The 20,106-nt window shown below is 68.2% G+C and carries 19 protein-coding genes; 12 read left to right on the forward strand and 7 right to left on the reverse strand.

Annotated elements, in window-relative coordinates:
• The first annotated feature begins 32 nt into the window (after positions 1-32).
• The 3 genes from secD (at position 33) to Q9S36_RS25350 (ending at position 4,657) form a co-directional block, all read left to right on the forward strand.
• Positions 33-2,327, forward strand: coding sequence for a protein translocase subunit SecD (gene secD / locus Q9S36_RS25340; protein WP_311287603.1), 2,295 nt, complete (start codon positions 33-35; stop codon positions 2,325-2,327).
• 138 nt (positions 2,328-2,465) lie between these two features.
• A complete protein-coding gene (locus tag Q9S36_RS25345; protein ID WP_311287604.1) occupies positions 2,466-2,597 on the forward strand; it encodes a hypothetical protein in 132 nt (43 codons plus the stop codon).
• Between the two features lie 56 nt (positions 2,598-2,653).
• Positions 2,654-4,657 carry an ATP-dependent DNA helicase gene (locus Q9S36_RS25350; protein WP_311287605.1) on the forward strand — a complete coding sequence of 668 codons (2,004 nt, stop codon included), beginning with the start codon at positions 2,654-2,656 and terminating at the stop codon, positions 4,655-4,657.
• On the opposite strand, the gene Q9S36_RS25355 is transcribed toward Q9S36_RS25350, so the two are convergent.
• The 4 genes from Q9S36_RS25355 to lexA all read right to left on the reverse strand — a co-directional run bounded on the left by Q9S36_RS25355 (position 4,639) and on the right by lexA (position 8,057).
• A complete protein-coding gene (locus Q9S36_RS25355; RefSeq protein ID WP_311287606.1) occupies positions 4,639-5,064 on the reverse strand; it encodes a DivIVA domain-containing protein in 426 nt (141 codons plus the stop codon). The two genes, Q9S36_RS25350 and Q9S36_RS25355, sit on opposite strands and share 19 nt — an antisense overlap.
• Complete coding sequence (locus tag Q9S36_RS25360) at positions 5,064-5,792, reverse strand: sulfotransferase family 2 domain-containing protein (RefSeq protein ID WP_311287607.1); 729 nt, start codon at positions 5,790-5,792, stop codon at positions 5,064-5,066. The genes Q9S36_RS25355 and Q9S36_RS25360 overlap by 1 nt, the downstream gene beginning before the upstream one ends.
• Positions 5,793-6,079: 287 nt before the next feature.
• Complete coding sequence (locus Q9S36_RS25365) at positions 6,080-7,294, reverse strand: FAD-dependent oxidoreductase (RefSeq protein WP_311287608.1); 1,215 nt, start codon at positions 7,292-7,294, stop codon at positions 6,080-6,082.
• Between the two features lie 43 nt (positions 7,295-7,337).
• The gene (gene lexA / locus Q9S36_RS25370) at positions 7,338-8,057 is read right to left on the reverse strand and encodes a transcriptional repressor LexA (RefSeq protein ID WP_311287609.1); all 720 of its coding nucleotides are present in this window, start codon (positions 8,055-8,057) and stop codon (positions 7,338-7,340) included.
• 137 nt (positions 8,058-8,194) lie between these two features.
• Here lexA and Q9S36_RS25375 point away from each other — a divergent pair, with 137 nt between their 5' ends.
• Positions 8,195-8,977 (forward strand): SDR family oxidoreductase, encoded by a 783-nt coding sequence (locus tag Q9S36_RS25375; protein WP_311287610.1) that lies wholly within the window; start codon positions 8,195-8,197, stop codon positions 8,975-8,977.
• A gap of 10 nt (positions 8,978-8,987) precedes the next feature.
• On the opposite strand, the gene Q9S36_RS25380 is transcribed toward Q9S36_RS25375, so the two are convergent.
• On the reverse strand, positions 8,988-9,143 hold the full coding sequence (locus tag Q9S36_RS25380; protein ID WP_311287611.1) for a hypothetical protein: 156 nt from the start codon (positions 9,141-9,143) through the stop codon (positions 8,988-8,990).
• A 153-nt stretch (positions 9,144-9,296) separates the two neighbouring features.
• Here Q9S36_RS25380 and Q9S36_RS25385 point away from each other — a divergent pair, with 153 nt between their 5' ends.
• The 3 genes from Q9S36_RS25385 to Q9S36_RS25395 all read left to right on the forward strand — a co-directional run bounded on the left by Q9S36_RS25385 (position 9,297) and on the right by Q9S36_RS25395 (position 11,412).
• Complete coding sequence (locus Q9S36_RS25385; protein WP_311287612.1) at positions 9,297-9,653, forward strand: LysM peptidoglycan-binding domain-containing protein; 357 nt, start codon at positions 9,297-9,299, stop codon at positions 9,651-9,653.
• A gap of 413 nt (positions 9,654-10,066) precedes the next feature.
• A complete protein-coding gene (locus Q9S36_RS25390; RefSeq protein ID WP_311287613.1) occupies positions 10,067-10,591 on the forward strand; it encodes a hypothetical protein in 525 nt (174 codons plus the stop codon).
• A complete protein-coding gene (locus tag Q9S36_RS25395) occupies positions 10,588-11,412 on the forward strand; it encodes a PKD domain-containing protein (protein ID WP_311287614.1) in 825 nt (274 codons plus the stop codon). Before Q9S36_RS25390 ends, Q9S36_RS25395 begins: the two co-directional genes overlap by 4 nt.
• Positions 11,413-11,511: 99 nt before the next feature.
• Here the strand turns inward: Q9S36_RS25395 and Q9S36_RS25400 are convergent, their stop codons facing one another.
• On the reverse strand, positions 11,512-11,847 hold the full coding sequence (locus Q9S36_RS25400) for a hypothetical protein (protein ID WP_311287615.1): 336 nt from the start codon (positions 11,845-11,847) through the stop codon (positions 11,512-11,514).
• A 337-nt stretch (positions 11,848-12,184) separates the two neighbouring features.
• Here Q9S36_RS25400 and nrdR point away from each other — a divergent pair, with 337 nt between their 5' ends.
• From nrdR to Q9S36_RS25420, 4 genes are all read left to right on the forward strand, one after another.
• Positions 12,185-12,649: a transcriptional regulator NrdR gene (gene nrdR, locus Q9S36_RS25405; protein ID WP_311287616.1), complete on the forward strand. Its 465-nt coding sequence runs from the start codon at positions 12,185-12,187 to the stop codon at positions 12,647-12,649.
• Positions 12,650-12,748: 99 nt separating this feature from the next.
• Positions 12,749-15,652 (forward strand): vitamin B12-dependent ribonucleotide reductase, encoded by a 2,904-nt coding sequence (locus tag Q9S36_RS25410; RefSeq protein WP_311287617.1) that lies wholly within the window; start codon positions 12,749-12,751, stop codon positions 15,650-15,652.
• Between the two features lie 105 nt (positions 15,653-15,757).
• Positions 15,758-17,200, forward strand: a complete 1,443-nt coding sequence (gene dcm / locus Q9S36_RS25415; RefSeq protein WP_311287618.1) for a DNA (cytosine-5-)-methyltransferase — start codon at positions 15,758-15,760, stop codon at positions 17,198-17,200.
• Between the two features lie 46 nt (positions 17,201-17,246).
• Positions 17,247-18,692 carry a hypothetical protein gene (locus Q9S36_RS25420; protein WP_311287619.1) on the forward strand — a complete coding sequence of 482 codons (1,446 nt, stop codon included), beginning with the start codon at positions 17,247-17,249 and terminating at the stop codon, positions 18,690-18,692.
• Here Q9S36_RS25420 and Q9S36_RS25425 read toward each other — a convergent pair.
• On the reverse strand, positions 18,659-19,144 hold the full coding sequence (locus Q9S36_RS25425) for a very short patch repair endonuclease (RefSeq protein ID WP_396653843.1): 486 nt from the start codon (positions 19,142-19,144) through the stop codon (positions 18,659-18,661). The two genes, Q9S36_RS25420 and Q9S36_RS25425, sit on opposite strands and share 34 nt — an antisense overlap.
• A 221-nt stretch (positions 19,145-19,365) precedes the next feature.
• Between Q9S36_RS25425 and Q9S36_RS25430 the strand changes: the two genes are divergently transcribed.
• Positions 19,366-20,106: DUF262 domain-containing protein (locus Q9S36_RS25430; protein ID WP_311287621.1), on the forward strand; the 741-nt coding region annotated here is incomplete at its 3' end.

A 20,106-nucleotide genomic window follows, 5' to 3' on the forward strand; every position in this document is an offset into this window, starting at 1 on the left:
CGATCTGAGTCGAGTAGTAGAGGATGTCGCGCATGTCACGTGGTGTCTGGATCCGCTTCATCCTCGTGCTCGGCCTGCTGGTCGGGTGCGCGGCGCTCGCCGTCAACGTCAAGCCGAACCTGGGCCTCGACCTCAAGGGCGGCGCGCAGTTCGTGTTCCAGGCAGAGGGCACCGAGGAGACGCCGGCGACGTCCGAGAACGTCGACAAGACGCTCAGCGTGCTGAACCAGCGCGTCAACGCGCTGGGTGTGGCGGAGTCCAACGTGATCCGCCAGGGCGAGGACCGCATCCTCGTCGAGCTGCCGGGCGTCACCTCCGACGAGGAGGCCCAGGACGCCGAGGAGAAGATCGGCACCACGGCCAAGCTCACGATCCACGAGGTGGTCGGCTCGGCCGCCTCCCTCGAGGCCAAGCCCTCCAAGAAGGACAACACCGTCATCGCCGACGAGGACGGTCGGCCTCTCGAGATCGGTCCCACGGTCATCCAGGGCGACGAGGTCACCGGCGCCAGCGCCGTGCAGCGCGAGAACAGCGTGCAGTGGGTCGTCGCCATCGACTTCAACGGCAAGGGCGGCGACACCTGGGCGGACATCACCGGCAAGGCCGCCTGCAACCCCACCGGCGACCCCAAGCGCCGCATCGCGATCGTCCTCGACGGCGCGGTCATCTCCTCGCCCGAGGTCAACCAGGGCGTCGGCTGCGAGGTCGGCATCCGCGGTGGCTCCACCGACATCACCGGCAGCTTCACGCCCACCGAGGCGAAGGACCTGGCGGCGCTGATCGAGGGCGGCTCGCTGCCGCTCGAGCTCAAGGCCATCTCCGACCGCCTCGTCGGCCCCTCGCTGGGTGCCGCGGCGATCGACGCCTCCATCGAGGCCGGCATCATCGGCATCGTCCTGACCGGCCTGTTCATCATCTTCGTCTACCGGCTCGTGGGCTTCGCCGCGACCCTCGCGCTGGCGTCGTACGCCCTGCTGGCGTACGCCATGCTCGTCGGCCTCGGCTCCACGCTGACCCTGCCCGGCCTCGCCGGATTCGTGCTCGCCATCGGCATGGCGATCGACGCCAACGTGCTCGTCTTCGAGAGAGCGAGGGAGGAGTACGCCGCCTATCCCTCCGCGGGGCTCAGGCGAGCGCTGACCGTGGGCTTCAACAAGGCGTGGAGCGCGATCATCGACTCCAACGTCACCACGCTCCTCGCCGCCGGCCTGCTGTTCTTCCTCGGCTCGGGCCCGATCAAGGGCTTCGGTGTCACCCTGACCATCGGTGTCGTCGCCTCGATGATCTCCGCGCTGATCGTCGCGCGGGTGCTGTGCGACCTCGCGGTCTCCAACAGGTCGGTCGCCCGGCGCCCGTCCGTCAGCGGACTCGGCCACCTCGGCAAGGTCCGCACCTGGCTGGACCGCAAGAACCCGCAGATCGTCCAGCGCCGCAGGACCTGGCTGGGCATCTCGGCCGCCGCGCTGGTGGTGGCCATCGCGGGCATCGCGACCCAGGGCCTCCAGCTCGGCGTCGAGTTCACCGGTGGTCGCCAGCTCGACTACTCGGTCTCGAAGGACATCGACGTCGACCAGGCCCGCGAGGCCGTCGCCGCCGCCGGTTTCCCCGAGGCCGTGGTGCAGACCGCCGACACCGGCGAGACGGCTTTCACGGTCCGTGTCGGTGAGATCAGCAACGACGAGGAGCAGCGGATCGAGGACGAGCTGTCCGCGGTCGGCGGCGACGTCACCAAGGTCGACGACCAGACGATCGGCGCCTCGCTCGGCGAGGAGCTGCGCAACAACGCGCTCATCGCCTTCGGCGTGGCCTTCCTGGCCCAGCTGCTCTACCTCGCCGTCCGCTTCAAGTGGACCTTCGGCGTCTCGGCCGTCGTCGCGATGCTCCACGACGTGATCCTCGTCGTCGGCCTCTTCGCCTGGCTGCAGAAGCCGATCGACGGCATCTTCCTGGCCGCGGCGATGACGATCATCGGTCTGTCGGTCAACGACACCGTGGTCGTCTTCGACCGCATCCGCGAACGCTGGTGGGCCTCCAAGCCCGAGGACGACTTCATGGACGTCGCCAACACCGCCAACGTGGAGACGATCCCGCGCACGGTCAACACCGGTCTCGGCTCGATGTTCATCCTCGCCGCGCTCGCCGTCCTCGGTGGCGACTCGCTGCAGGACTTCGCCATCGCGCTGCTCGTCGGCCTCGTCGTCGGCACGTTCTCCTCGGTCTTCGTCGCCACCCCGCTGCTGACCTACATGCAACCGAAGTGGCCGATGAGCCGGGTCAAGAAGGAGAAGGTCGTCCGCGCGCCCGAGGACTCCGGCGCGGTCGTCTGACCTCTGCTGCTGGGTCCTTTCGTGATCCCCGGCTGACCGGGGATCGCTGAACTTGTCAGGCCGTGCACGCCCTGACAAGTTCAGCGATGGCCTGACAAGTCCGGCCGGCACCTTGCCGGACCGGCGTAGGCTCACCGCATGTTGTGGCTCCTGCTGATCGTCGTGCTGGGCGTCGTGGCCTACCGCTACCGCGTCAAGATCCTGGCCAAGGTCCTCGGCCAGCCCGAGCGGCGCATCGAGCGCCAGATCGGGCGCAAGAAGAACTACTGACGCCCGTTGTGGATGGCGTACGACGAGGTGTCGGCGCCGCCCCGTAAGGTGCTCTGGTGCCCGAGACGACCGCCCCCGCCGCCCCCGTCGCGGAGGTGCTCGGCAAGGCGGTCTCCGCCCTCGGCGGGCAGCAGCGCGACGGCCAGGTGCAGATGGCCACCGAGGTCGCCGAGGCGATGGAGGACGGGCGCCACCTGCTCGTGCAGGCCGGCACCGGCACCGGCAAGTCGCTGGGCTACCTCGTGCCCGCGCTGCTCCACGACAAGCGGGTCGTCGTCGCGACCGCGACCCTCGCCCTCCAGCACCAGCTCGTCGAGCGCGACCTGCCACGCCTCGTCGAGGCGGTCAAGGACGTCCCCGGGCTCGACACGTCGTACGCCGTGCTGAAGGGCCGCTCCAACTACGCCTGCCTCCACCGCATCCGTGCCGGCGTCCCCGACGACCAGGGCACCCTCGTCGACGTGCCCACCGGGTCGATGGCCGAGAAGGTGCTCGAGCTGCGGGCGTGGGCCGAGGAGGAGTCCGAGCAGGGCGGCAGCGGCGAGCGTGACAACGCCCCGCGCCACACCGACCGCGAGTGGCGGCAGGTCTCGGTCAACCACCGCGAGTGCCTCGGCGGCACGAAGTGCCCGTTCGGCGCGGAGTGCTTCGCTGAGCTCGCCCGGGAGAAGGCCCACCGCAGCCACCTGATCGTCACCAACCACTCCCTCCTCGCGATCGACGCGATCGAGGACGTCCCGATGATCCCCGACTACGACACCGTGGTGATCGACGAGGCCCACGAGCTCACCGCCCGCGTCACCCAGGCGGCGACCGACGAGCTCGGCGCCAACGACGTCGAGCGCGCAGCCCGGCGTGCGAGCCGGTGGACCGCCGACGCCGAGGGCGACCCGGCCGGCGACCTCGAGGACGCGGGCGCCCAGCTGGCCGAGGCGTTCGAGGCGATGGGCCCCGGCCGGATCGACCAGGTCCCCCAGCAGCTCGGCGACGCGCTGGTCGCCGTACGGGACGCCGCGCGCGCGTGCCTGTCGGCGTTCCCGCGCGAGTCGCCCGGCGAGGGGGAGGCCGACGCCGGCCGCACCCAGGCCAAGGGCATGGTGCAGGAGGTCTTCGTCAACGCCGAGCGGATGGCGGCGGGCTCCGACCGCGACGTGCTGTGGCTCGGGGAGGCTCGTGACCGCTTCCCCGCCCGCCTCCACGTCGCGCCGCTCCAGGTCTGGGGCCCGATGCGCGACAAGCTGCTGACCGACAAGACGGTGGTGTTCACCAGCGCGACGCTGATGCTCGGCGGCGACTTCGGCACCGTGGCGACCTCGCTGGGCCTCAAGCCCACCGAGCGGGTGGGGTCGCTGGTCGCGCCCAGCGACCCCGACACCGCGCTGCCGTGGAAGGGCCTCGACGTCGGCTCGCCGTTCGACTACGGCCAGCAGTCGATCCTCTACGTCGCCCGCCACCTGCCTCAGCCCGGGCGCGACGGGCTCGGCCCGGCCCAGCTCGACGAGATCTGCGACCTCGTCGACGCCCTCGACGGTCGCACCCTCGGCCTGTTCTCCTCGCGCCGCGCCGCCGAGACCGCCGCCGAGGCGGTGCGGGCGCGGCTGCCGCACCTGACCACGCTCGCGCAGGGCGACGCCCAGCTCCCCGAGCTGGCCAAGCAGTTCGTCGAGGACCCCCACACCGTCCTGTTCGGCACGCTCTCGCTGTGGCAGGGCCTCGACGTCCCCGGCGACACGTGCCAGCTGGTCATCATCGACCGGATCCCGTTCCCACGCCCCGACGACCCGCTCATGTCCGCGCGCGCCAAGGCGGCCGACCAGGCCGGCGGCAACGGCTTCATGGAGGTCTCCGCCACCCACGCCGCGCTGCTGCTGGCGCAGGGCGCGGGCCGGCTCATCCGTACGACGACCGACCGCGGCGTCGTCGCCGTCCTCGACCCCCGGCTGGAGACCGCCCGCTACGGCCGCTTCCTCAAGGCGTCACTGCCGCCCATGTGGTCGACCACCGACCCGGCGCTCGTGCGCCAGGCGCTCACGCGGCTGGGTCAGCCGAGCAACACGTAGGCCAGCACGCCGAGGATCACGATCATCCCCAGCACGATCACGTAGAGCCCGGCCCCGCCGGCCTTCACCTCGGTGATCGCGGTCGAGCTCGAGGGTGCGGACGAAATCGGCGCCGGCTCAGCCGGCGCGGGCGGCGCGTCCGCCGGTTGCTGTGCGGGCTCGGCCCCATCCGCACTGCGGCTCTCGGTCTCCGCGGCGGCGAGGTCGAGCCAGCTGTCGACCTCGCCCATGTCGTACCCCTGCTGCAGCCGCACGGGCGTGAAGCGCAGGCTGGTGATCTGGTCGGCGCCGAAGCGCGGCTCCGGCAGGGCGAGGTTGTCGAAGATCAGGTCGACGGCACGGTCGACCTCATCCGTGTCGTACCCCTCGCGCATCGAGGTGGTGCTGAAGGACGGGCGTTCGAGCATCAGATGGGCTCCTGGTAGCCGAAGAGCTGGTAGTCGCGGCGGTACATCTGCGCCACCAGCGTGCGCAGCTCGTCGGAGACCTGCCGGTCGCGGCCTCCGGGAGCGGTCTGGTTCTTCGGGGCGGTCGGCACGGCCGGCGCACCCACGCGCTCGCACACCTCGGCGAAGTCGCGGTCGAAGGTCTCCAGCCGCCCGACGAAGTCGACCCGGTTGAGGTCGATCATCCGGCTCTGCAGGGTGAGGTGCTGGTCGGTCCCCGGCACCGCCGACAGGTCCTGCGCCGCGGTCCACCGCGCGAACTCCTCGACCTGCTGCATCCGTGCGTGGGTGGCCGGGTCGAAGTCGTAGTAGTTGTGGTCCACGACCTTGTCGTGCCACGCCGAGACGAAGCGGTCGAGCGGGTCGCGGACGAACGCGAAGGTGAAGTAGTCGGCGAAGGTCGCCAGCGGGTAGCGGATCCGCATCGCGTGGTCGACGTCCAGGCTCACGCCGTGGGCCTCGCAGTGGTGGCGGATCGTGCGGGTCGCGACCTTGGCGACGCGGAACCACACGAAGCGGTGGCTGTGGCTGATCGTCAGGTTGTACGCCAGCGGGCTGAGCCAGCCCGACGCCTCGCCCGCGGCGGCGAGCCGGTCGACCTCCGCCTGCGCGGCCGCGGTCAGCCGACGCCGGTTGGCCGGCCGGGTGCGGAACACCTCCGGTGGCGGGACTTCGGCGGGCTCGGGCATCGCCGCGAGGCTACCGCCCTCTCGGTGGTTGAGGTGCGAGGAGCGCCAGCCCACCTCGGTGGTTGAGGTGCGAGGAGCGCCAGCGCCACCGGAGGTTGAGGTGCGAGGAGCGCTAGCGACGAGCCTCGAAACCACACCAGGGGAGTGGTTTCGAGGCTCGCTTCGCTCGCACCTCAACCACCGGGTGGCGGCGCCCATCGCTGGTTGAGGTGCGAGGAGCGCTAGCGACGAGCCTCGAAACCACGTGGCCTCGAGGATCGCTTCGCTCGCACCTCGACCGACGACGGTCAGAACGCGATCCGGCCCCGCAGCGAGTCGACGTCCTCGACTGGGCTGTCGGCCGTCTCCTTGATGAGTTCGCGGGCCTTGTCCACGCTGTCCCAGACGTTCCACAGCAGCACGCCGCGGACCTGCCCGGACCGGAGGTAGTAGACGACACCCGTCCCGAGCTGGCCGTCCTTCCAGTCCTCGACCATGTCGTTGCGGCTGGTCACCTCACCGACCGCCTCGTAGCCGTAGTCGAGGATGTCGGACCAGAAGAACGGCGTGTAGTCGTAGGCCTCGTCGGCTCCCGCCATCGCCCGACCGGCCGCCTCGCCGGACTTCTCGGCGTGGTCGACGTGCTCCACGCGGCGGCGACCGAGCAGCGCGTCCGGGTACGACGCCACGTCGCCGGCGGCGTACACGTCGGTCGCGCTGGTGCGGAGGTGGTCGTCGACGACGATGCCGTTGTCGACCTCGATGCCGGCGGCCTCGGCGAGACCGGTGCGCGGGATGACGCCGACGCCGATGACGGCGGCGTCGGCGCTGATCTTGGTGCCGTCGTCGAGGGTGACCTGCACCCCGCCGTCGGTCTCGCCGCCGCTCGCCACGGTCCCGTGAACGACGGTGACGCTGCGGTCGGCGAACGCCTTGGTCAGGCTGGCGGCGAGGGCCCGCGGGAACATCTGCTCCTGCACGTCCTCGAGGTCGAGGACCAGCGTCACCCGGACGTCGTTCTGCACCAGGGCGGACGCGAGCTCGGAGCCGATGTAGCCGCCGCCGACGACCACGACGTGGCTGCCGGCGTCGACGGCCGCACGCAGCCGCTGGTAGTCCGCGGCGGTGCGGTAGTAGACCACCTTGGGGCCGGGCGCGACCTCCAGCACCCGCGGCTCCGCGCCGGTCGCCAGCAGCAGCTTGCCGTAGCCGACGCTGCCGCCGTCGGCGAGGCGTACGGCGTGGGCGTCGGGGTCGAGCTCGGTCACCGTCGTGTCGAGCACGAGGTCGACGTGGTCGTCGTCCTCGAGGTCACCGGCGAGCGAGGAGTCGTCGAGGCTCTTGTCATCCTCGAGCCACAAGGTCTTGGACAGGTCGGGGCGGTAGACCGGCGGGTCCGGCTCGGACCCGAGCACGGCGATCGTGCCCGAGGAGTCCTGCGACCGGATGCCCTTCACGGCGCTGGCCGCGGCGACACCTCCACCGACGATGACGTAGTCGTAGGACTCCTTGACGTGGCTCATGGTCCTATCGTGTCCGGTGGTGGTGGACCTTTCAACAGCCCGCTCAGAGGCTGCGCAGCACCGCCGTGACGACGCCGAGGATGGTGGCGTTGTCGCCCGGGATCGGGTCGTAGGCCGCGTTGTGGGGGAGCAGCCAGACGTGGCCGTCCTTGCGCTGGAAGGTCTTCACGGTCGCCTCGCCGTCGATCATGGCGGCGACGATCTGGCCGTTCTCCGCGGTCTGCTCCTGGCGGATGACGACGTAGTCGCCGTTGCAGATGGCGGCGTCGACCATCGAGTCGCCGGAGACCTCGAGCAGGAAGAGGGTGCCGTCGCCGACGAGCTGCTTGGGCAGCGGGAAGACGTCGGTGACCTGCTCCTCGGCGAGGATCGGGCCACCGGCGGCGATGCGGCCGACGACCGGGATGTTGATCGCGGTGGGCGCGACGTCGCCGATGCCGGTCTCGTCGACGCTCGACTCCTCGCCGCTGGAGATGGACCGGCGCGCCGCCATCACCTCGGGCAGGAACACCTCGAGGGCGCGCGGGCGGTTGGGGTCGCGCTTGAGGAAGCCCTTGCTCTCCAGCACCCGAAGCTGGTGGGCGACGCTGGACGACGAGGTCAGGCCGACGGCCTGGCCGATCTCGCGCATCGACGGCGGGTATCCCTTGGACTCGATCGAGTCCTTGATCGTGGCGAGCACCCGCTGCTGGCGCGGGGTCAGACCGGTCGCGTCCGGGGGTCCGTCGGGCATCTCGATGACGTTCTTGTCGTCCTTGGCCATCTGCGGACTCCTCCTGGTGCGTGCCCTGCGTGCGTGGTGGTCGGCGGGGATGTCGTCACCGTAGACCGCATCGACCCTCCGGATCAAACACCTGTTCGAACTCCGCGTGTCGGCTGTGGACAGGCATGATGTGCCGCATGGAGACCTCGTGCGTCGTGACCGGAGCGGCCCGCGGCATCGGCCGAGGCATCGCGGAGCTGATGGTCGCGCGCGGACACCACGTGGTGGTGGGCGACGTCGACGGCGAGGCGGCGGTCGAGACCGCGGACCTGATCGGTGCGGCGGAGGGGATGCACCACGACGTACGCAACCCCGACGCGCACCGGGAGGCGGCCGAGGTCGCCAACGAGGTCGGCGTGCTCACGGCGTGGTTCAACAACGCGGGCGTCGGTGACGACGGGACGCTGGCCGAGCTCACCGACGAGCAGGTACGCCGCCTCGTCGAGGTGAACCTCCTCGGCACGATGTGGGGCACGCGCGCCGCCCTCGAGGCCTTCGGGCCGGCGGGGGGAGACGTGGTCAACATCGCCTCCCTCGCAGGGCTGGGGCCGGTGCCGGGCTACAGCGTGTACGCCGCCACCAAGGCAGGCGTCGTGTCGCTCTCGGCGTCGGTCAACGCCGAGTCGCCGCGCTCGGTGCGGGTGCACGCGCTGTGCCCGGACGGCGCCGACACCGACATGCTCGCGGCGCAGGACCCGGCGGGCCTGGGGTCGCAGCTGGTGCACTCGGGCGGTCCGATCCTGTCGGTGGCCGAGGTCGCCGAGGCGGCGGTCGAGCTGGTCGGCTCACGCCGGGTGGTCCGCGCGCTGCCGACGTGGCGCGGGGGAGTCGTGCGCGGCTCCGCGCTGGCGCCCGGGGTGATGCAGCACGCCGCGGGCCTCTTCGCCGCCCAGGGGCGACGGGCGATGAAGAGGCGCTGACGCGCGCGGGTCAGGGCAGCCGCACCTGGCCGTGCTTCATCTTCCAGAGGAAGTACTTCTCGAAGCCGAGCTTCATCGCGTGGGCCTGCGGGCCGGGGATCAGCACGCCGTGCTCGCGCCTGATCCGATCTCCGAACTCGGGGACCTTCTGACGAGGGTCGAACATTTGTTCGTTCGAGTGCTTGCCTCGTTCGAACAGGTGCTCTATCGTCGTACACGTGTTCGATCGAACGTCTGATCGACGCAGACCCACTGTCGGTGGTCGTCACTAGACATTCCCCGACAGACAACACCGGCTGATCTTCCCCAGGAGGCCACGATGAGCACCCTCAGCCTTGCACCCGCTTTCTCCCCCGTTTCCGCCCGTGCGCGCTCCACCGTGCGGCTGACGCGACGCGGCCGGCTCGTGGTCTTCGTGACCTCGCTGTTCCTGGCCCTCGCCGTCGCGTTCATGCTCGCGGGCGGCGCCGTCGGCACGGACGAGCCGGGTGAGCAGATCCCGACCGAGATCGTGAAGGTCGCTCCCGGCGACACCCTCTGGGGGATCGCCAGCGACGTCGCGACCGACGGCGACGTCCGGTCGATGATGAAGCAGATCGAGCGCCTCAACGCGCTCGAGACCGTCGGCCTCCAGGCCGGCCAGAAGCTCCGCGTCCCGGTCCCCACCGAGGACTGACGCAGAGGCCTCCATCAGTCGCTTCGACCCCGGCTGATGGACCAAGGGGAAGGCGAGGGGCGGGCCCACCGGGCCCGCCCCTCGGCGCATTTGTCGGTGCTCGTGCCTCGGTGGTCGAGGTGCGGGCGCTCTTCGCTCGGTGGTTGAGGTGCGAGCGCTCTCCACTCGGTGGTTGAGGTGCGAGCGAAGCGAGCCTCGAAACCACCCCACATCGCGGTCGAGTGGCCCGCCGCTCCCGGCGCTGGAGTCACAGATATCCGGTGATTCCCTCGACATCGTGGAAGATCCGTGCCACCGGATGACTCGGACCTTCCACGATCTTCTCCGTCCACAGGCTTTGCCTTCGGGGTGGTTCCACCGGCTCGGGAGTGGGTAGTTTCAGCCTGCTGACGTTGTTCTCGGGAAGGCACCTCATGCACGTACGCCGCTTGCTCGCGCTGGCCCTCGCGCTCCCGCTCCTCCTGGCCAGCTGCTCCGACGAGGCTGAACCCACTCCGAAGATGCCCGAGCCTTCGACGTCCTCCTCGACGCCCACGCCCACCGATTCGGAGACGCCGGAGGCGGAGAGCCCGGAGGAGTTTGTTCGGCGGTGGGTGGAAGTCGACCGGGAGATGCAGAACACCGGTGAAACGGGCGCCTACGAGGAGATTTCGTCTAAGTGCAAGACGTGTATGTCTGTCGCTGCAAGGGTCGCTTCCATCTACGAAGCCGGCGGCTTCGTCAAGACCGACGGCCTGACCATCCAACGGATCGTCGATCAGTCCGCCGCGGACGGGCGCAAGACTCTGGACGTTACCGTCCGCTCGTCGCCCACCGTCTACAAGGAGTCGGCAGGTGGCGACGAGCAGCGGCTCCCAGGTGGAACAGTCACTTACCGAATGCGGCTAAATGCCGCCGCTCCCTGGCGGTTGATCCAGCTCACTCAACTCGCATCATGAAGACGGTGTGGGCCCTCGGTCGGGTGTTTGCGCTCGTGCTGTTGGTGGCATCTCTGTCGAGCGCGGCGCACTCGGCCGACGACTCGGGGGACGGATCTGAGGCGTGCTACGAGGTGGTGAACTTCTACAGCGTGTCAATCGAGTGTGAGTACACGGGCACCACCCTGCAAGCCGCGCAGCAGGCCGAGTCGCAGTCCAAGTGGGTGATTTATCAACTTTGCAAGGACGGAACGTCGGGCGAGCCAGAGGCGTGCGCCAATCCTCGTATCTGCACGATCGGAGGGGTGATTGGAACGCTGTACGCGGTCTTCCAGGACGGCCGGAGGATGGGGCTCGCCTGCCTGACTGCCGGGGAGGCAGCTGTCGTCGAAGACCCTCCGATTCGGACGCTAGTCATTAGAGCGTTCGAGGAGTTGGACTGGCCATCGTCGAACCTGGTCGTGCAACCGCCTAATGGCAAGACCCTGGTCAACTTGGACACGAACTTCTACACGACGAACACCGAGCTGACCGACATCCCGGTCCGACTGCTCGGACGAACTGTGATCGTCAGCGCCCGCCCGATCGCCTACCGCTGGAACTTCGGCGATGGCACCTCAAAGACCACGACGAGCCCGGGTGCGCCATATCCCGACCTCGACGTCGCCCATGTCTTCGCGCAGATCGGCGAGGTCGCCGTCAGCGTCGACACCCAGTACGGCGACGCGAGCTTCACGGTCGATGGCGGCCAACCGGAGGAGATCCCGTCCACGATCTGGGTCCCTGGCGAAGAACAAGACCTCGAGATCCTCGAGGCCCTCCCGCAGCTCGTCCTGGAGTAGTGCGCCAGGAAGGCTGATCAGTGGAGCCGGAGGCCCCTAGGTCGGGCCGGAGACTCCAATGTCGATGTTCGCTCCCACATGATGCGAGCAACCTTCGACCTAGCGCGCCGCGCGCTTGCCGCCGACGGGGCGAGGGGGCTCGTCGGACGACGGCGGGGGAGCGGTGATGCCCAGCACCCGCGTCAGTCGAGCGACCAGCAGCAGTCCGACGAACAGGCACGCGATCGCCCCGAGGCAGGCCAGCCCCATGAACAGCCAGGCCGAGCTGCCGGAGCCCCCGCGGGCCGCCGTACCGAAGTCGATGGCGGCGTAGACGAGGTAGCCCCAGGCGACGATGCAGACGGTGATCGCGGCGCCGAGGAGGAGCGCTGCCTTGTTCAGCTTCCGGGGTGCCGGAGCCGCTCGACGCGAGCCTGCTCTCTTCCCCGTGGACACGGGGATCATTGTGGCCGATGTGGCCTGAGTGGGGGAGCCGAACCGGCCAACCGAGACCCCCGACACGCCGCCCTGACCAGGTCGCAGGAGCCTCTGACCTGCGGCTTTACCGAGGCGGAGAAAAACCTCCGACGAAGTCCGTCGTTCGCTTGTCAGACCTCGTGGTCGGGGCGTACGGTTACCACTACATCTAGTAGTTACACCGCTGTAGTTATCCACATCTGGTGCACAGGCCAGAGGGCGAACCGCACAGCATCAGGCTAGTTGTCCACAGGAACATCCCCAGTCCGCACCCTGTTCTACAGGTGTGTGAAGCGCGCCCGGAAGGAGGACCAGCATGCACTGTCCCTACTGCAAGAACGAGGACACCAAGGTCCTCGACTCCCGGGTCGCCGACGACGGCGGTTCGATCCGCCGCCGCCGCACCTGCAGCGCCTGCGACCGCCGGTTCACCACGGTCGAGAAGATGCAGCTCACGGTGCTCAAGCGCTCGGGCGCGACGGAGCCGTTCAACCGCGACAAGGCGATCGCCGGCGTCCGCAAGGCCTGCAAGGGCCGCCCGGTCACCGACGCCCAGCTCGCCTGCCTCGGCCAGGAGGTCGAGGACGCGCTGCGCCTGAGCGGCCAGGCCGAGTTCGACGCGAACGACGTCGGCCTCGCGATCCTGGCGCCGCTGCGGGCGCTCGACGAGGTGGCGTACCTCCGCTTCGCCTCCGTCTACCGGGCCTTCGAGTCCGCGGACGACTTCGAGAACGAGATCGCGATGCTGCGTCTCGAGCGCCAGACAGCCCAGACGGGCTGACCCCAGACGGCCCGGCAGGTAGTGGGGAAGCTGCCTGCCGGGCTCACCAAGCACCCGCGAGAAGACTCGCGATGTTCAACCACCACCACAGGAGATGGCATGACCGAGACGGTGAGCACCCGCAGGGGCGCGAAGGGCAAGGGCCTGAAGCTGGAGCGCGTCTTCAGCACCGAGGGCACGCACCCCTACGACGCCATCACGTGGGAGCGTCGTGACGTCGTCCAGCAGAACTGGAAGACCGGCGAGACCGTCTTCGAGCAGCGCGGCGTGGAGTTCCCCGACTTCTGGTCGGTCAACGCCTCCACCATCGTCACCACCAAGTACTTCCGCGGCGCCGTCGGCACCGACGCCCGCGAGTGGAGCCTCAAGCAGCTCATCGACCGCGTCGTGAAGACGTACACGAAGGCGGGCATCGACCACGGCTACTTCGCCACCGACGCCGACGCCGAGGTCTTCGAGCACGAGCTCACCTGGCTGCTGGTCAACCAGTACTTCTCCTTCAACAGCCCCGTCTGGTTCAACGTCGGCACCCCGTCGCCGCAGCAGGTCTCGGCCTGCTTCATCCTCAGCGTCGACGACTCGATGGACTCGATCCTCAACTGGTACAAGGAGGAGGGCTTCATCTTCAAGGGCGGCTCCGGTGCCGGCCTCAACCTCTCCCGCATCCGCTCCTCCAAGGAGCTGCTGAGCTCCGGCGGTACGGCGTCGGGTCCCGTCTCCTTCATGCGCGGCGCCGACGCGTCCGCGGGCACCATCAAGTCGGGCGGCGCGACGCGTCGTGCGGCCAAGATGGTCGTCCTCGACGTCGACCACCCCGACATCGAGGAGTTCGTGATGACGAAGGCGCGCGAGGAGGACAAGATCCGCGCGCTGCGTGACGCCGGCTTCGACATGGACCTCGGCGGCGCCGACATCACCTCGGTGCAATACCAGAACGCCAACAACTCCGTCCGCGTCAGCGACGAGTTCATGCGTGCGGTCGAGGACGGCACCGAGTTCGGCCTGCGCTCGCGCTCGACCGGTGAGGTCATCGAGACCGTCGACGCCCGCGACCTGTTCCGCAAGATCAGCCAGGCCGCGTGGGAGTGCGCCGACCCGGGCCTGCAGTACGACGACACGATCAACGACTGGCACACCAACCCCGAGACCGGCCGCATCACCGCGTCCAACCCGTGCTCGGAGTACATGTCGCTCGACAACAGCTCGTGCAACCTCGCGTCGCTCAACCTGCTGAAGTTCCTCAAGGACGACGACACCTTCGACGCCGCCCTGTTCGCCAAGGCCGTCGAGTTCATCATCACCGCGATGGACATCTCGATCTGCTTCGCGGACTTCCCGACCGAGTCGATCGGCAAGACCACCGTCGACTACCGCCAGCTCGGCATCGGCTACGCCAACCTCGGCGCGCTGCTCATGGCGATGGGCCTCGGCTACGACTCCGAGGGCGGCCGCTCGATGGCTGCCGCGATCACCAGCCTCATGACCGGCACGTCCTACAAGCGCAGCGCCGAGCTCGCCGGCATCGTCGGCCCGTACGCCGGCTACGCCCGCAACGCCGACGCCCACAAGCGCGTGATGCGCAAGCACCAGGCGGCCAACGACGTCGTCCGCGTGCTGCACACCGAGGACGGCCGTGTGCACAAGCTGGCCAGCAAGGCGTGGGCAGACGTGATCAAGCTGGGCGAGAAGAACGGCTTCCGCAACGCGCAGGCCTCGGTGCTCGCGCCCACCGGCACCATCGGCTTCATGATGGACTGCGACACCACCGGCATCGAGCCCGACTTCTCCCTGGTGAAGTTCAAGAAGCTCGTCGGCGGCGGCTCGATGCAGATCGTCAACCAGACGATCCCCCGGGCCCTGAAGAAGATGGGCTACCAGGAGGAGCAGATCGAGGCGATCGTCGCCTACATCTCCGAGCACGGCCACGTGGTCGACGCCCCCGGCCTGAAGACCGAGCACTACGAGGTCTTCGACACCGCCATGGGTGCCCGCTCGCTCAAGCCGATGGGCCACGTGCGGATGATGGCGGCCACCCAGCCGTTCCTCTCCGGCGCGATCTCCAAGACGGTCAACCTGCCCGAGACGGCCACGGTCGAGGAGATCGAGGACGTCTACCTGCAGTCCTGGAAGCTCGGCCTCAAGGCCACCGCGGTCTACCGCGACAACTGCAAGGTCGGCCAGCCGCTCGCCGACGGTGGCGGCAAGGCCAAGAAGGACGCGGCCGACAAGGCTGCCGCCGACTCGGCCGCCGAGGTCGAGACCAAGGTCGTGGAGAAGGTCGTCTACGCCCCGGTCCGCAAGCGCCTGCCGAAGTCGCGCGTCTCCCGCACCACGTCGTTCACCGTCGGCGGTGCCGAGGGCTACATGACCTCCGGCGCCCACGAGGACGGCCAGCTCGGCGAGGTCTTCCTCAAGCTCGGCAAGCAGGGCTCGACCCTGGCCGGCGTGATGGACGCCTTCTCGATCGCGGTGTCGATCGGCCTGCAGTACGGCGTCCCGCTGGAGACCTACGTCTCGAAGTTCACCAACCTGCGCTTCGAGCCCGCCGGCCTCACCGACGACCCGGACGTGCGGATGTCGCAGTCGATCATGGACTACATCTTCCGCCGGCTCGCGCTGGACTACCTGTCCTTCGAGGAGCGCTCGATGCTCGGCATCTACTCCGCCGAGGAGCGGCAGCGCCACCTCGAGACCGGCTCCTACGAGCCCCTCGTCGAGGAGACCGGCTCGGCGTCCGAGCTCACCTCTGCTGCCTCATCCGCCGCCGCGGTCGAGGTCGTCGAGGCCGAGGAGGTCGAGACCAAGGACACCCACGGCTCCGAGGCCCGCGAGGTCCCAGCCCAGGTGACCACCGGCTCGGCCCACACCACCGCCGAGCTCTTCGAGAAGCTCACCGGTACGGCGGTCGACTCCCCGCTCTGCATGACCTGCGGCACGAAGATGCGCCCGGCTGGGTCCTGCTACGTCTGCGAGGGCTGCGGGTCCACCAGCGGCTGCAGCTGACGCGATCGACATGTCGAGGGCGGGCCGCGCGATGCGGTCCGCCCTCGTCCACAACACGCCGCGCACGTCTGTCGCAACGCCGCCCGAGAGGCCTACGCTTCGAACATGAGCTCGATCCCGACCTTCACCTTCAGCGACCTGTTCGCCGGCATCGGTGGCTTCCACGCAGCGCTGCACGCCGCTGGGGGAACGTGGGCGTTCGCGAGCGAGATCGACCCCGACGCTGCGGCGGTGTACGACCACAACTGGTTGCGCCCGTTGCGTGAGTCCGGGGCGCCGATGCCTGAGGGCGTGTCCTCGTTCCAAGTCAGTGGCGACATCGTCCCGCTCACCGATCCGGAGGTGCGGGTCCCGCACGCCGACGTGCTCGCCGCGGGATTCCCGTGCCAGCCGTTCTCGAAGAGTGGCTTCCAACGTGGCATGGACGAGACACGAGGGACGCTGTTCTGGAACATCGCCCGGATCCTCCAGGACCCGGAGAAGCGCCCTGCAGTGGTGATGCTCGAGAACGTCCGCAACCTCGCGGGTCCGCGCCACCGGGACACGACATTCAAGACGATCGTTCGTACGTTGCGAGAGCTGGGCTATCGGACGGCGAGCGAGCCGGCCGTGTTCTCCCCTCACCTGTTGCCACGCTCGATGGGCGGCCGCCCGCAGGTGCGCGAGCGCGTGTTCATCCTGGCGCACTACGTCGGGGTCGAGGCTGCTCAGGACCCTGCCAACTTCGACGATCCGATCGTGTCGTCCACGTCGCTCGACATCGATTGGCGCAAGGACCAATGGGATCTTGAGAAGGACCTCCCTCTGCTACCTGATGGCGAGGTCGACGAGCGCTACGAGCTCGACGGAGCCGAGGTCAAGATGATCCAGACCTGGGACCGCCTACTCACCGCCGTTGCCGAGCGGCTGGGCCCTGGCGAGAAGCTACCGGGCTTTCCCATCTGGGCTGACGAGTGGCGTCCGCTCGAGGCAGCCACCGACCTCATCGATGTGGCAGCCGCGAAGGGGACACCGTTCCCGGCCTGGAAGGCGACCTTCCTCCTCAAGAACGCCGAGTTCTACGACCGCCACCGCGAGGTGCTCGACACGTTCCGCATGCAGCTCGACGCTTTCCCGGCGTCGCGGCGCAAGTTCGAGTGGCAGGCGGGACCCCACCGGCCGCTGTCCGAGACGATCATGCACTTCCGTCCATCGGGCATTCGCGCGAAGCGACCGGACTACGTCCCGGCGCTGGTCGCGATCACCCAGACGTCGATCCTGGGCGACCGGCGCCGCCTCACGCCGCGTGAGACCGCACGGCTCCAGGGGCTCCCTGACACGTTCGAGTTCCGCAGGACGATTCCCGGCATCGACGGCCCGGTGGTCCAAAAGGACGCGGCGTCGTACAAACAGATGGGCAACGGTGTGAATGTCGGAGCCGCCTATTACGTCTTCCGTGAGTACGTGCTGTCCCATCGCGAGGGAATCGCTGCAGTAGCGCCCCAGGTAGTGGCATCGGTGGAGTCGGCCGCACTTAACCCGGACGACCGATTCGCTCGCGCGAACTGATCAAACTCCGCCTTCACAGGAGTGAGTTCCTGGTGTAGTTGGGCGCGTGCCTTCCCACCAGGTCGACCTAGAGTTCTTCATCCCTGCCGAGACAACTGCCGAGGCGATCGCTCGCATCTTCGGCCTCACGGGCGCCCGATACCAGTCCCGGGGGGAGAAGCGAGCGCTGGTCGCCCTCCGCGACGCACTCGGTCTCGACGTGGACGTCGTCCGCACCAATGCAGTGATGGGTGAGCAGCTCGCGCAACGGCTTGACGTCACCTGGGAGCCCGCCCTCCACACAGTGCGCAACAAGGTGAACTTGGCGGGGCTGAACGTCCTTCTCGAAGGTGCCGCGAATGCGTTCCAGGTGGGCGAGCTGCAACGCGTGCAGTCGGGACGGCCGGTGGCGCTGGACGGCGCGGGTTGGGCAGAGTTCCAGCCGGCAGTCTCCAAGATCGAGGCCGTGACCCGAATCGCGCGCCTGACCGACTCTCCGGAGGAATGGCTCGGCCCGGGCAGCAAGGAGCACAAGTCTGTGCTCGTCAACCTCGCCGACCGATTGCTTCCCACGGCTGAACTGGATCGTTCGAGCAAGACCCGGCTGGGGCGGGACATCGCCGGCGAGTTCGGCGTGCCGTGGACGGACACCTGCTACTCGACCGGCGAGACCATCTCGCTCGAGGGGCTCAACACGATCCTCGCAGGCGCGGAACGCCGCCTCGGACGTCTGGGCACCACGGCAGCGGACCTGCTCGCCAGCCCAGCTGCGGAGGGGGCAGCCTTGGCGGCTGCTCTGTTCGACGGGTGGAAGGCCGAGACCTGGGACGGCAAGGCCTGCGTCGAGTGGTTGGCTGCCAGCGGAGCGAGAGGAGCCAACGACAACGAGTGGCAAGGGTGGTACTTCGAGGCGCGTGGCCGAGAGGTGCTTGCCAGTTCCTTCCAACCGAGTCCACGCCCATCCCGGACCCGGTTCGGGAACACGGTCTTCGACTATTCGCTGAACCATGTCTGGGACCTCAAGGCACATACAGCGAGACAGCTCGGCGCGTCGGGATCGGTCATCAAGCGGGGCGGTGCGCTCATGCTCAACGACGAGCGGGCGGTCCGAGATTGCGTCGCCCAGCAAGGGCTGGGCTTCCTCGTGGTCTCGGGCGATGCGCTGATGGACCACGACGGGTCCTTCGTCGCCTGGCACCGGGAGTTCAAGGCGCGCCAAGGCAAGAAGGTCGCTCCCTCGAACAGCGGACGGTCGCGGATGCGGAAGCGCGGCTTCACACCGCTGTCGATCGAGGCGTTCTGGATCGCCAGCACCCCGGCGCTGGACGCCGCGGTGGCGTCGGGGAGCCTCGCCGTGCGAGCGCCTGGACGACAACCTCCGAAGGAAATCGGTGGCTCTGGGGCGAGCAGGGCCGACAAGTTCCACATGAGCCTGCACGAAGCACGTCGCGAGCTCGCCGTGTCGCGGCATGACTGGGTCTACCGGGAGGGGCTGGCCGACCTCAGCCGGTAGGCATCCTCGACAGTTGCGGCTGCCTCGGCGGCGGAGACGTGTTCCCAGACGCGGAGAACCTGCCAACCGGCGGCCAACAGCTCGCGTTCAGTGTCGGCGTCGCGCGCCTGGTTGCGTTCGATCTTCCACCGCCACCACTCGCTGTTGGACCTCGGCTGCACGTGGTGCTCGGGACAGCCGTGCCAGAAACAACCGTCGACGTAGACGGCGAGCCGCACACGCGTGAACGCGATGTCGATGGTTCGGCGGTTGTTGCCCGGCACCTTGACCTGGACGCGGAATCGCATGCCGCGACGATGGACCTCACGGCGCAACTCAACTTCCGGCCTGGTGTCCCGCCTGGCCAGAGTCGCCATCTTGCGCGATAGTTGCTCACTCGGCGCTAGACGTTCCGGCTCCGCACTCGACAACTTGGTCCTCTGTACTGGGCAATCAGACCTCAGTCCTACCACTTGACAGTATCCCCAACTGCCGCGCCGTTCTCGGCGAAGTGTCGGACGGAAGCACCTTCCGTTGTGTACTTTCGCATAGCGGGGCCACAGCGATCTCGGTCGTTGCTGCTGCCAAACGATCTAGTCGTGCGCTCATGCACCTGGGGAACTCAGACGTGCTTGCCTGGCTCCTCGGACACAAGTGAGGTGCGCGCACTTGCAGCCAGGAGAGGGAGATTGCATTGAGCACTAAGACGGAGCTGTGGACTCTGGATACGCTCAGAACCGCTAAGACCGAGCCAGGATCCGCCGTCGATATCGATCGGAAGAACCCGGTCGTCTTTACAATTCCTCCGTTTCAACGTCGGCTCGTTTGGCCTCCTGCTAAACAGCAGAAATTGATCGAGTCAATCCTGCGAGGTTACCCATTTGGATCCCTCCTGCTTGTGGAGATGCCAGACAAAATCGACGTGGTTCTAGAGGACGGGTCAGTTGTTCCTGCCACAAACTACGGGATTATTGATGGCTTGCAGCGAACCAATGCTATAACCGAGCACCTCAAGAACTCGCTTCTCTATGCCTCTATCGACGTCGTGGACGGTCCGGAGTTCGACGCACTACTGGCCGCGCTCAGAAAGATTGGACCGAGCACACTCGATGAAGATGTGTTGCGGGACCAGATCGTCGTTTGGATGCGCGAGACCCGACGCCCTGACATCTCGGAAGGCTTTGACCACCTCACGCTCTTGGAGGCCATCGCTGAGGGACTGGGTTGGCCTTCGTGGACGGCGACCAAGTTGAAGGCCCTGACACCTTCTGCCACCAAGTTTCTTAAGCACCTCGAGCGTCGCGTTGATCTTCGCCAATTGCAGGTTCCGGTTCTGATCTACTCGGGGCCCAAGGAGAACTTGCCCGACATCTTTGAGCGTATCAACACTAGCGGCACCATGCTCTCCAAGTACGAAGTCTTCGCCGCTGCATGG

This window comes from Microbacterium sp. ARD31 (assembly GCF_031844425.1).